Raw genomic sequence first — 11,703 nt, forward strand, 5'->3', positions numbered from 1 at the left:
CGAAAATCCCCCAACCCCACCGGGAAGAAGGAGAGTTGTGGCCCATCTGCTGATGGTCGAGAGCTGGGTCGGTTCGATGAGCAGACTGCTGCCGAGGGCGATCCTCGAAGGTGGTCATGAGTTCACCTTCCTCACCCGTGACCTGCATCACTACCTGCGCTCCGCGGCCGAGGGCACCGCCCATCCCCTGCTCGCGGCCCGCCATGTGCTGACCGCCGACACCAATGACACCGCCACCCTGCTGCCCACCGTGGAACGGCTGCACGCCGCACTCGGCTTCGACGGTGTCATCACCTCCTGCGACTACTACCTGCCGACGGCGGCGCGGATCGCCGACCGCCTCGGCCTCCCCGGCCCCGCCCCCGACGCCGTGGAGAACGCCTGCCGCAAGGACGCCACCCGCCGGGTGCTGCACACCGCCGGACTGCCCGGCCCCCGCCACGCGGTCTGTCCGGACGGGGCGCGCGCCGCCGAGGCGGCGCGTGACATCGGCTATCCGCTGGTGGTCAAGCCGGTGGATCTGTGTGCCGGGATGTTCGTCCGGCGGGTGAACGACGAACGCGAGCTGAAGGACGCCTGCCGGGCGCTCGCCGGGTTCCCCGTCAACGCCCGCGGCCAGCGCCGCGACCCCGTCGTCCTGCTCGAGGAACTGCTCGAGGGGCCGGAGGTCAGTGTCGAGACCGTGTCCTACGACGGGGTGACCGAGGTGATCGGGGTGACCGACAAGAGCCTCGGCGGCGCGCCCGCGTTCATCGAGACCGGCCATATGTTCCCGGCCGCGCTCACCCCCGCCGACACCGAGGCCGCCGGACAGACCGCGCTGCTCGCCCTGAAGGCACTGGCCCTCGACGGGGTGGTGGCGCACACCGAGATCAAGCTCACCGCCGACGGACCCCGGGTGGTGGAGGTCAACGCCCGCCCCGCGGGCAACCGCATCACCGAACTCATCCGCCACGTCACCGGCATCGACCTCGCCGCGGCCGCCGTGGACCTCGCCCTCGGCCGCCGGCCCGATCTGCGTGGCTGGGACACCGGACTGCGCAGCGCCGCCATCGGCTTCCTGGTGCCCGAGACCGACGGCACCCTCACCGCGATCGACGGCGGGGACACCGTACGGGAGGCATCCGATGTGCTCGAGGTGCAGCTCGCCGAGCCCGGCCGCGCGGTCCGGGCCGACGGGAGCAACAACACCTACCTCGGACATGTCATGGCGGCCGACACCACCGGCCGGGGCGCCCGCGACCGGGTCACCGAGCTGCTGTCCGGTCTGCGCCCCCGGGTGGTGAACCACTGATGGCCACCCCTGTGCCCACCCGCCCCGCACCGCCGTCGTGCACCTCCTACGCGGAGCTGGTCGAGCGGGTGCTGGACGGTGCCTACGGACCCGATCCGCGCACCCAGCACATCGCCCTCGCCTTCACCACCCGCCAGGCCGTACGCCACCCCGGCCGTACCGGCGGCTACCGCAACGAGGTGTTCAGCCTGCGGCTGGGCGCGGCCGTCGGCTCGTGCGCGGTCGAGCCGGGAGCGCTGCCCGACAGCGCCGTCGAGGAGTGCGTCGGTGCCGATGTGGCACGGCTGCTCCACCACGAACTGACCGCCGTGCGCGTGGCCGCGCTCGACGCGTACCTCCTGCACACGGTGCCGCACACCACGGCTCCCGGCGCCCGGCCGCTGACCCTGCCGGCCGGGACCACCCTGGACCGGTCCCGCGCCCGGGCCGGGGCCGTCGTCGACCTGCTCGATCTCGCGCCGGGCCGGACCGTCCTCGTCATCGGCGTCGTCAACTCCCTGCTGGAGCAGTTGCGTTCACGTGGACTGCGCTATGTGCCCTGCGACCTCAAGGGCGGTACCACGGAGTGGGGCGAGCCCGTGGCCACCGACGCCCACGCCCATCTGGAGCGCTGTGACGCGGTGCTCGCGTCCGGGATGACCCTCGGCAACGGCAGCTTCGAACCGCTGCGGGAACATGCGCTGCGCCACGCCAAGCCGCTGGTGATGTTCGCCCAGACCGGCAGCGCCATCCTGCCGCGGTTGCTCGGCGCCGGGGTCACCGCGGTGTGCGCCGAGCCCTACCCCTTCTTCTGGCTCGACGGCGGCCCCGGGCTGATCCACCGCTACGGGGGCGCCTCATGACCACCACAACCGCCGTCCATCACCCCGCCGCCAACCGCGAACTGCTCTCCCTGCTCGGCCGTACCCCGCTCGCCCGTGTCACCACCCCGCTGCCCTGCCCCCACCCCGGCTTCTGGGCCAAGCTGGAAGGGCTCGGCGCCGGTGGGATGAAGGCACGCGCCGCGGTGTCCATGCTGCTCGGCGCCCGCGAGCGCGGTGAACTGCGGCCCGGCGCCCCCGTGGTGGAATCCACCTCCGGCACCCTGGGCATCGGCCTGGCCTTCGCGGGCCAGGCGCTCGGCCACCCTGTCGTCCTCGTCGGCGACACCGAGCTCGAGCCCTCGATGCGACGGCTGCTGCGCACCCACGGGGTCCGGCTGGAGCTCGTCGACCGCCCGGCGGCCGAGGGCGGCTGGCAGGCCGCCCGGCTGGCCCGGCTGCGTGAACTGGTGGCGCTGCTGCCGGACGCGTACTGGCCCGACCAGTACAACAACCCTGACAACACCGCCGGTTACGCCTCGCTCGCCGCCGAGCTCGCCGTCCAGCTCGACCACCTCGACGTCCTGGTGTGCAGCGTCGGCACCGGAGGCCACAGCGCGGGCATCGTCGGACCGCTGCGCGCGCACTGGCCCGCGCTACGGCTCATCGGTGTGGACGCCACCGGCTCCACCATCTTCGGCCAGCCCGCCCGGCCCCGGCTGATGCGCGGGCTGGGCAGCAGCATCCATCCCCGCAACGTCGCCTACGACGCCTTCGACGAGGTCCACTGGGTGGGCCCCGCCGAAGCGGCGGACACCTGCCGCAGGCTGGCCAGGGGCGCCTTCGTCAGCGGTGGCTGGAGCACCGGAGCGGTCGCGCTGGTCGCCGCCTGGGCCGCCCGGGTGCACCCCGGCGCCGTCGTGGCCACCGTCTTCCCCGACGGTCCGCACCGCTATCTGGACACCGTCTACGACGACGACTTCGCCACCGCCCATGACCTCACGCCGGACATCGCGGCCACCCGGCCGGTACAGATCCCGCACCCGGGCGCCGCCGTCGCCACCGGCTGGACCCGCTGCACCACCGTCACCGATCCGCTGACCCGCGGAGCCCCGACCCCGGAAGACACCCCGTGAAAGCCACCCAGCGCACCGTACGGCTCGAACTCGCCGAGCCGCTGCGCATCTCCCGTTCCACCATGGCCGCCCGCGAGGCCGTCTGGCTGACCGTCGAACACGACGGACAGCGCGGCCACGGCGAGGCCGTCACCAGCGCGTACTACGGACTGGACACGGCCACCCTGGAGCGGCTGCTGTCCCTGGCGGCCGCCGAGCTCGCCCGGTTCACCGACCCGGAAACCGCCCTGGAGGCGCTGCGCGAGGGCGCCATCGCCCGGCAGCGGGCCGCCGTCACCGCGGCCGTGGAATCCGCCCTGCTCGATCTGTGCGGGGTGCGCGCCGGACGGCCCGTCCACTGGCTCCTGGGCGCCACCGCCGCGCCGCGCGCCGCCACCGCGCGGACCCTGGGCATCCTCCCCGTCGAACGGGCCGTGGCCCACGCCCGGCGGCTGACCCGCGGTGGCTTCTGTGTCCTCAAGCTCAAGGCGGGCACACCGGACCCCGAGGACGACCTGGCGCGGATACGTGCGGTGCGCGCCGCCGCCCCGCACGCCCGGCTGCTGCTCGACCCCAACGGTGCCTGGACCCCGGCGCAGGCACGTGAACTGCTGCCCCGCTACGCGGAGTCGGGCGTCGAGGCCGTCGAACAACCCCTGGCGCCGGGTGATCCCGAGGCGCTGGCCCGCCTCGCCGAGCACTCGCCCCTCCCCGTCATCGCCGACGAGGACGCGGTGGACCTCGAGGACGTCCGCCGCCTCGCCGGACGGGTGCACGGGGTCAACGTCAAACTGGCCAAATGCGGCGGAGTCCATACCGCCCTGCGGATCGCCGCCGCGCTCGAGGGCAGTGGCACCGGGCTGATGCTGGGCTGTCTGACCGCGAGCACCCTCGGTATCGCCCCGGCCGTACACCTCACCGACCGGGCCCGCTGGATCGATCTGGACGGCCATCTGCTGCTCGCCCACGACCCGTGGACCGGTATCGGCGGGACCGACGGTGTGGTGCGCGCCGGGGACCGCCCCGGTCTCGGCGTCCGTCCGCGCGCCACCGCCCCGGATGCCACCGCCGCACCGCAGGAGGCCGGGGAGCCGGAGGGGAGGGAACACCATGACGACATGGCGTGAGTTCCGTGGCTTCCCCCTCGCCATCCGCCTTCTCCTGGTCAATCAGCTCGGCGTCAACACCGGCTTCTACCTGCTGATTCCCTATCTCGCCACCCATCTGGGCGAGGACCTGGGCATGTCCGCCGCCGTGGTCGGCATCGTCCTGGGCGTACGCAACCTCAGCCAGCAGGGCCTGTTCATCATCGGGGGCTCGGCAGCCGACCGGCTGGGCGCCCGACGGGTCATCATCGCCGGATGCGCCCTGCGCACCGTGGGCTTCGCGCTGTTCTCGCTCGGCGACGGACTGGCCGTACTGCTCGCCGCGTCCGTGCTCAGCGGGCTCGCCGGGGCGCTGTTCAACCCGGCCGTACGGGCCTATCTCGCCCAGGAGGCGGGGGAGCGCAAACCCGAAGCCTTCGCGCTGTTCAACGTGTTCGCCACCACCGGTGCCCTCATCGGCCCGCTGCTCGGCAGCGCGCTGCTGCTGGTGGACTTCCGGGCCTCGGCGCTCACCGCCGCGGGACTGTTCGCGGTGCTCACCGTCGCCCAGGCGCTGGTGCTGCCCGACCGCGAGGTCACGCCCCCGCCCGGCGGTGTGCTCGCCGACTGGCGGCAGGTGCTCGGCAACCGCGCCTTCGTGGCGTTCTCCCTCGCCATGGTCGGCATGTTCACCCTCGAGAACCAGCTCTACCTGCTGCTGCCCGCCGGGGCGCGCGGGGCCACCGGCTGGGACGGCGCGGCCGGACTGGTCTTCCTCGTCGGCACCCTGACCAATCTCGCCCTGCAACTGCGCATCACCCGGGCGCTCAGGCGGCGCGGCAGCCGGGGGCGCTGGATCGGGACGGGGCTCGCCCTGATGGCCCTCGCCTTCGTACCGCCGATGGCGGTCGCCGGAGCGGCACCGGACGGTCCGGCGGATGCGGTGCTCCACGCTCTGCCCGTGCTGGCGGGGGCGCTGCTGCTGTACCTCGGGATCATGGTGGCGCAGCCGTTCGTCATGGAGCTGATCCCCAACTTCGGACGGCCGGAGCTGACCGGCACCTACTTCGGGCTCTTCTACATGGTCTCCGGGGTGGCCGCGGCGGCGGGCAACACCGTCGTCGGCTGGGCCATGGACACCGGGGACGACCAGGGGCACGCCTGGCTGCCATGGCTGTGCTGTGTGCTGTTCGGCCTGGTCTCGGCGGCCGGTGTCGGCCGGCTGCACCGCGCCCGCGCGCTGCCGGCCCGGCCCGCGCCCGCGCCCGCACCGGCGGCGGCCTCATGAGCGCCACCTGCGACCGCAATCTGCTCACCGACAGCCCCGAGCTCTACGAGGCGCGCTTCCCCGACCCCGGACGGATCGCCGGACACTGGGCGGAGGACTGTCTGCGCCGGTACGGCGCGGGACCACGGGTCCTGGACATCGGCTGCGGCACCGGACGCGACGCGGCCCATCTGCACAGCGCGGGACGTGAGGTCACCGGGGCCGACCGGTCCGCCGCGATGCTCCGCCACGCCGGACGGCACCACCCCGGACCGGAGTACGTCCCCGCCGATCTGCGCTCCTTCGACCTCGGCACCTTCGACGCTGTGGTGTGTCTGGACAGCTCGCTGCTGTACTGCCACACCAATGACGAGCTCGACGGGTTCCTCGCCTCCTGCCGGGCGGCGCTCACCCCCGGCGGGCTGCTGGTGGCGGAGATGCGCAACGGCGCCCATTTCCTGGGCCGCACCGATCTGCTGGACACCCCGGCGCACGCCGCCTTCACCTGGCGCGGCACCACCTACCGTTCCGCCACCACCCTGCGGATCGACCGGGCCGCGCAACTGCTGCGCCGCACCCGGGTGTGGACCACCGACGACGGGGCGGCGCCGGTCGAACAGCACTCCGCGTGGCGGCTGCTGCTGCCGCAGGAGCTGCGCCACTTCCTGTCCGCCCACGGCTTCACCGTTCTCGCGCTGTACGACCTGCCCGGACCGCGTACCGAACCGCGGTGGCGGCCTGGGGACACCGCCACCACCCCCGCTGCCACGGCCGACGGCGACCGGCTGCACCTCATCGCCCGGCTCATCCCCTGAGCCCCCTGACCCCCGTCCCTGACCTCCGCGACCCCGCGCGCCCGCCACTCCGCTTCCCGGCAAAGGACGTCCGCCATGCATCACGCATCCGATCCGCACCACCTTCCCCACCGCCGCGGTGTGCTCACCGCCGCCACCGGTCTGGCCGCCGGACTCGGCGCCCTCGCCCTCACCGGCTGCTCCTCCGGCGCCCCGGGACCGGGCGGTGCGAAGGACGACGGTCCGCCGCGGCGCGGCGGACGGCTGCGCGCCGCCTTCGCCGGTGGCGGCGCGGGCGAGAGCCTCGATCCGCATCTGGGCAATCTCTTCGCCGACGCCGCCCGCGCCAAGGCGCTCTTCGACAAACTGGCCGACTACGGCGCCGATCTGACCGCCCGGCCGCGACTGGCCTCGGCCTGGGAACCCAACGCCGGCCTGGACCGCTGGAAGGTCACGCTCAGAAAGGCCACCTTCCACAACGGGAAGCCGGTCACCGCCGAGGACGTCCTTTTCAGCTACCGGAGGATCGCCGACCCCGGGCGGGCGTTCCGCGCCAAAGCCTCCCTCGAACCCATCGACCTCAAGGCCAGCCGCGCCGTGGGCCGGCGCACCGTGGAGTTCGTCCTCAAGCGGCCCACCGCGGAATTCCCCAATGTGCTGGCCGCGTTCGGGGCGTATATCGTCCCCGACGGCGCGGAGGAGTTCGACCGCGGCGCGGTGGGCAGCGGTCCGTTCCGCCTCGTCTCCTTCGCCCCCGGCCGCTCCACCGTGCTGCGGCGCCACGCGGACTACTGGGACGGCGCCCCCTATCTCGACGAGCTGGAGTTCACGGTCGCCAACGAGGAGGCGGCACGGGTGAACGCGCTGATCGGCGGCCAGGTCGAGTACGCCCATGAGCTCAATCCCACCACCGCCCGCGCCCACCAGGGCAAGGGCCAGATCGAGATCGTGCGACTGCGCAACAGCGCCATGCAGGCGTTCGCCATGAAGACCGACCGCCCGCCGTTCGACGACAAGCGGGTCCGCGAGGCGTTCTTCCTCATCGCCGACCGCGAGGAGCTGATCAAGGGAGCCCTGTCCGGCGCGGGCGAGGTCGGCAACGATCTGTTCGGCAAGGGCTACGCCTACTACGCCACCGGGCTGCCACAGCGCACCCAGGACCTCGACCGGGCGCGGTCCCTGCTGCGGCGGGCGGGCGCCGACGGACTGAAGGTCACCCTCGACACCTCCGCCGTGGCCGCCGGATTCACCGAGGCCGCCGGGATCTTCCGGGACCAGGCCGCCAAGGCCGGGGTCACCGTCACGGTCAGGACGGGCAGCAAGGACTCCTACTGGAACGACATCCTCGACTCCGGCACGCTGTGCTGCTACCGCTCCGGTGCCATGCCCATCGAATCCCACTTCTCCCAGCGGCTGCTCACCGACTCCACCACCAACGCCACCGCCTGGCGGCACAAGGACTTCGACGCCCTCTACCGCCAGGCCCAGTCCACCCGCGACGAGCGCGACCGCGCCGCGGTGTACGCGCGGATGCAGCGCCGCCTCCATGCCGAAGGGGGCTTCCTGGTCTGGGGGTTCGCCGACTGGATCATCGGCACCGCCCGCACCGTACGGGGGGTCGAGCGCACCGCCCCGGCCAACACCCTCGACTGGGCCCGTTTCGACAAGGTCTGGCTGGCGTGAGCGGACTGCGTTCCTGGCTCGCCCGCCGGTTGCTGGCCGGGGTGGCACAGACGGCGGCCGTGGTGGTGCTGGTGTTCGCGCTGACCGAGGCGCTGCCGGGCGACGCCGCCGTGGCCCTCGCCGGTGACCAGCCCGATCCGGCCAGGATCGCGGCCATCCGGGAGACCATGGAACTGGACCGGCCCGCCGCCGTGCGACTGCTGGACTGGGCCACCGGACTGCTCCACGGCGACCTCGGCACCTCACTGGTCTCCGGTCGCCCCGTCAGCACCTATGTGTCCGACGGTTTCGGCCCCACCCTGCTGCTCGCCGCGCTCACCCTGCTGCTCCTCGTCCCCGTCGGGGTCGGGCTCGGTGTGCTCGCTGCCCGCCACGTGGGGCGGTGGCCCGACCGGGTCATCAGCTCCGTGACGCTCGGTGTGTACGCGGTCCCCGAATTCGCCCTCGGCACCCTGCTGGTGACGGTGTTCGCCCTGCGGCTGGGGTGGTTTCCGCCGACCGCCGTCGGATACGGCGGCGATCTGTCCGGCCACCCCGCCGCGCTGGTGCTGCCCGTCCTGGTGCTGCTGTCCCGGCCGGTGTGCTCGCTGTCCCGGCTGGTGCGCGCGGGCATGATCGACGCGCTGGCCGCACCGTACACCGCACAGGCCCGCCGCTACGGCGTCGGCGGTGCCCGGGTGCTCCTTGCGCATGCCCTGCCCAACGCGGTGGCCCCGGCCGCCCAGCAACTCGCCCGCACCGTCGACTGGCTGCTGTGCGGAGTGATCGTCGTGGAGGCGCTGTTCGTGTTCCCCGGACTGGGCACCGTACTGATGAACGCGGTCGCCGAACGTGATGTGCCGGTGGTGCAGGGGCTCGCCGTGGTCTTCGGGGTGCTCACGGTCGTCCTCAACCTGGGCGCCGATCTGGTCGCCCGCCGGCTGACCCCGCGGGCGGAGGTGGCGGCGTGAGTACACCTGGGCCGGAACGGCGGCCGGGCCGGACGAGGGTGGCGCTCGCTCTGCTGATCGCGGGGGTGCCGCTCGCCCTGGCCCTGCTGGGACCACTCTTCGCGGGCGACCCCGGACCGCGGGCCACCTCCTTCGCACTCGGTGACGGCCATTGGCTCGGCACCGACTTCGTCGGCCGGGACGTCTGGCGGCAGATCCTGCTCGGCGGGCGCTCGGTGGTGGTCAGCGCGCTCGCCGCCACCGCCCTCGCCTATCTGGTGGCCCTGCCGGTCGGACTCATCGCGGCCCTCACCCACCGGCGCTGGCTGGAGGAGGCGTTGCTGCGGCCGTTGGACGTACTGCTCGCCGTGCCCTCACTGCTGCTGATCCTGCTGGTGGCCACCGTCCTCGCACCCGGTGCGCCGGGTCTGGCCCTGCTGGTCGCACTCGTCAACGTCCCCGACGCGGCCCGGATCGTCCGCGCCGCCGCGGCCGAGGCCGCCGCGCGCCCGGCCGTGGAGGCGCTGCGGATGCAGGGCGAGAGCTGGTGGCGGATGGGCGTCGGCTACGTCGGGCGCTCGATGCTGCGCACCCTGGCCGCCGACGCCGGGGTCCGGCTCACCGGAGTGCTCTACCTGGTGTCCACCGCCGCCTTCCTGGGCGTCGGGGTGGCGCCGGACGCCGCGGACTGGGCGGTCATGGTGGACCGCAACCGCACCGGTCTGTGGGTGCAGCCGTGGGCCGTCGTGGTGCCCGCGCTGCTGATCGTGGCCCTCACCATGGGCGGCAATCTGCTGGTCGACGCCGTGCTGGGGAAGGGGAAGCCGAACGCGCCGAGAGGGAAGCGGATATGAACGCGGACACCGCCGTGGCCGAGATCAGGGAGCTGCGCGTCGAGGTCGACGGCCGTGTGCTGGTGGACGCGATGGACTTGCGGGCGCTGCCCGGTACGGTGACGGCGCTGGTCGGCCCGTCCGGCAGCGGGAAGACCACCACCGGGCTGGCGCTGCTGGGCGAGTATCCGGAAGGGGCGCGTATCACCGGCCGGGTCCGGGTGGCCGGTGATGTGGTCGGCCATGTGCCCCAGCAGCCGTCCGCGGTGCTCAACCCGGCCCGGAGAGTAGGGGCGCTGCTGTACGACATCGCACGCCACCAGGTGCGTACGCTGCCTCGCGCGCGGCGGCGCGCGGAGGTGCGCCACCGGGTGCTGACCGCCCTGGACGAGGCCCAACTGCCGGACGGTGAAGCGGTGTTGCGCCGGTATCCGCATCAGTTGTCGGGTGGTCAGCAGCAGCGGGTGGTACTGGCCCAGGCCCTGCTGCTCGGCGCCCGGGTGGTGGTGGCGGACGAGCCCACCACCGGACAGGACGCGCTCACCAAACGCCGGATCGTGGAGCGGCTGGCCGCCGTCGCGGCGCGGGGCATCGCGGTGGTGCTGCTCAGCCATGACCTGGATGTGGTGCGGGCGCTCGCGGACGAGGTGGTGGTGGTGCGGGGCGGACGGGTGGTGGAGTCGGGCCCGGCCGAGCGGGTGTTGCGTACACCGGAACACCCCTGGACGCGCCGACTCCTGGCGGCGGACACCACTCCCGGAGGGGAACCCGCCCCCGAGGATCCGGCGGCCGACGAGCCCGTGCCCGCCCTCGAGGTGCGTGGGCTGACCGCCCGCCACGGTGGGGTTCCCGTGCTCCGTACCGACACCCTGGCCGTCCACTCCGGGACCACCCTGGCCGTGGTCGGCCGCTCGGGCAGCGGGAAGACCACCCTGGCCCGTGTGATGGCCGGACTCCACCGTGACCACGACGGCACGGTGCTGCTCGACGGCGCGCCCCTGCCCCGCGCGCTGCGCTCGCGCAGCCGGGAGCAGACCGCCGCCGTGCAGTACGTGTTCCAGGACGCGCGGGCCGCCTTCGACGAACACCGCCCGGTCCTGGACCAGGTGGCGCGTACCGCGGTACGGCTGCGCGGCGCGGACCCGGCGGCGGCCCGTGCCGAGGCCGCGGACACGCTGGACCGGCTCGGACTCGGGGCCGAGACGGTACGGCGGCGGCCGGCCGGGCTCTCCGGCGGTGAACTCCAGCGCGCCGCCCTGGCCCGCGCCCTGCTCGCCCGCCCCCGGGTGCTGGTGTGCGACGAGATCACCTCCGGACTCGACGCGCTCACCCGGCGGGGCATCCTGGACCTCCTCACCACTTTGCCGCGCGACCGTGGCGGTCTCGCCCTGGTCCTGGTCACCCACGATCTGGACACCGCGGCCCTGGCCACCCGGATCGCCGTACTGGACGACGGGGAGATCGTGGAACAGGGCCCGGCCGGTCGGATACGGACGGCGCCACGTCACCCCTTCACCGCCTCGCTGCTCCGGGCAGCGTCGTGGCGGAGGCCGGCCGCCGGTGCGGGCCACGGCGCGCCGCCGGGCTCCGGACCCTCGTAGCCGGCCGCGACGAGGTGTCGAGGCCACCGCGTACACCACATCCCCCGGCCGGTAGGAGCGGGCGGCCTACCGGGGGCCGGTGGCGTGGCGGGTGCACCGCGTGGCCCCGGTCTCCGCCCCGCTCGACCTCCAGGGTCCGGCCAGTACGGCCAGCAGCGCGAGCAGCGAGACGGTGAGGAAGCCGATGACCAGTTTCCGTGTGATCCGCATGGCGGACACCGTAGGCACGGCCCCCGGGGACCGGTCCCGGATGCCCCAGGACCTAGGTCCTGTCCTGCCGGCCTTCGCGGGCCCGCGACGCC

11 protein-coding genes are annotated in these 11,703 nt (G+C 73.7%); 10 read left to right on the forward strand and 1 reads right to left on the reverse strand.

What is annotated here, in order from left to right; translation table 11 throughout:
- Nucleotides 1–37: 37 nt before the first annotated feature.
- The 10 genes from NMK44_RS40850 to NMK44_RS40895 all read left to right on the forward strand — a co-directional run bounded on the left by NMK44_RS40850 (nt 38) and on the right by NMK44_RS40895 (nt 11,401).
- Complete coding sequence (locus NMK44_RS40850) at nt 38–1,294, forward strand: ATP-grasp domain-containing protein (protein ID WP_254753103.1); 1,257 nt, start codon at nt 38–40, stop codon at nt 1,292–1,294.
- Nucleotides 1,294–2,136 carry a Rossmann-like domain-containing protein gene (locus tag NMK44_RS40855; RefSeq protein ID WP_254753105.1) on the forward strand — a complete coding sequence of 281 codons (843 nt, stop codon included), beginning with the start codon at nt 1,294–1,296 and terminating at the stop codon, nt 2,134–2,136. Before NMK44_RS40850 ends, NMK44_RS40855 begins: the two co-directional genes overlap by 1 nt.
- Nucleotides 2,133–3,230, forward strand: a complete 1,098-nt coding sequence (locus NMK44_RS40860) for a PLP-dependent cysteine synthase family protein (protein ID WP_254753107.1) — start codon at nt 2,133–2,135, stop codon at nt 3,228–3,230. The genes NMK44_RS40855 and NMK44_RS40860 overlap by 4 nt, the downstream gene beginning before the upstream one ends.
- Nucleotides 3,227–4,336 carry an enolase C-terminal domain-like protein gene (locus NMK44_RS40865; protein ID WP_254753108.1) on the forward strand — a complete coding sequence of 370 codons (1,110 nt, stop codon included), beginning with the start codon at nt 3,227–3,229 and terminating at the stop codon, nt 4,334–4,336. Before NMK44_RS40860 ends, NMK44_RS40865 begins: the two co-directional genes overlap by 4 nt.
- On the forward strand, nt 4,320–5,582 hold the full coding sequence (locus tag NMK44_RS40870; protein ID WP_254753110.1) for an MFS transporter: 1,263 nt from the start codon (nt 4,320–4,322) through the stop codon (nt 5,580–5,582). Before NMK44_RS40865 ends, NMK44_RS40870 begins: the two co-directional genes overlap by 17 nt.
- Complete coding sequence (locus tag NMK44_RS40875) at nt 5,579–6,376, forward strand: class I SAM-dependent methyltransferase (RefSeq protein WP_254753112.1); 798 nt, start codon at nt 5,579–5,581, stop codon at nt 6,374–6,376. The genes NMK44_RS40870 and NMK44_RS40875 overlap by 4 nt, the downstream gene beginning before the upstream one ends.
- 75 nt (nt 6,377–6,451) lie before the next feature.
- Nucleotides 6,452–8,038, forward strand: a complete 1,587-nt coding sequence (locus NMK44_RS40880; RefSeq protein WP_254753114.1) for an ABC transporter substrate-binding protein — start codon at nt 6,452–6,454, stop codon at nt 8,036–8,038.
- A complete protein-coding gene (locus NMK44_RS40885; RefSeq protein WP_254753116.1) occupies nt 8,035–8,988 on the forward strand; it encodes an ABC transporter permease in 954 nt (317 codons plus the stop codon). Before NMK44_RS40880 ends, NMK44_RS40885 begins: the two co-directional genes overlap by 4 nt.
- A 38-nt stretch (nt 8,989–9,026) precedes the next feature.
- Nucleotides 9,027–9,821 carry an ABC transporter permease subunit gene (locus tag NMK44_RS40890; protein ID WP_308358815.1) on the forward strand — a complete coding sequence of 265 codons (795 nt, stop codon included), beginning with the start codon at nt 9,027–9,029 and terminating at the stop codon, nt 9,819–9,821.
- Nucleotides 9,818–11,401, forward strand: coding sequence for an ABC transporter ATP-binding protein (locus tag NMK44_RS40895; protein WP_254753118.1), 1,584 nt, complete (start codon nt 9,818–9,820; stop codon nt 11,399–11,401). Before NMK44_RS40890 ends, NMK44_RS40895 begins: the two co-directional genes overlap by 4 nt.
- Before the next feature lie 66 nt (nt 11,402–11,467).
- On the opposite strand, the gene NMK44_RS40900 is transcribed toward NMK44_RS40895, so the two are convergent.
- On the reverse strand, nt 11,468–11,611 hold the full coding sequence (locus tag NMK44_RS40900; protein ID WP_254753120.1) for a hypothetical protein: 144 nt from the start codon (nt 11,609–11,611) through the stop codon (nt 11,468–11,470).
- Nucleotides 11,612–11,703: the final 92 nt, after the last annotated feature.

Source organism: Streptomyces cucumeris, assembly GCF_024295805.1.
Classification (GTDB): Bacteria; Actinomycetota; Actinomycetes; order Streptomycetales; family Streptomycetaceae; genus Streptomyces; species Streptomyces cucumeris.

What these genes read in the sequence shown, in the direction of transcription:
- NMK44_RS40860 (WP_254753107.1), top strand. Translation starts at nt 2,133, where the DNA reads ATGACCACCACAACCGCCGTCCATCACCCCGCCGCCAACCGCGAACTG.
- NMK44_RS40895 (WP_254753118.1), top strand. Translation starts at nt 9,818, where the DNA reads ATGAACGCGGACACCGCCGTGGCCGAGATCAGGGAGCTGCGCGTCGAG.
- NMK44_RS40870 (WP_254753110.1), top strand. Translation starts at nt 4,320, where the DNA reads ATGACGACATGGCGTGAGTTCCGTGGCTTCCCCCTCGCCATCCGCCTT.
- NMK44_RS40900 (WP_254753120.1), bottom strand. Translation starts at nt 11,611, where the DNA reads ATGCGGATCACACGGAAACTGGTCATCGGCTTCCTCACCGTCTCGCTG.
- NMK44_RS40855 (WP_254753105.1), top strand. Translation starts at nt 1,294, where the DNA reads ATGGCCACCCCTGTGCCCACCCGCCCCGCACCGCCGTCGTGCACCTCC.
- NMK44_RS40880 (WP_254753114.1), top strand. Translation starts at nt 6,452, where the DNA reads ATGCATCACGCATCCGATCCGCACCACCTTCCCCACCGCCGCGGTGTG.
- NMK44_RS40875 (WP_254753112.1), top strand. Translation starts at nt 5,579, where the DNA reads ATGAGCGCCACCTGCGACCGCAATCTGCTCACCGACAGCCCCGAGCTC.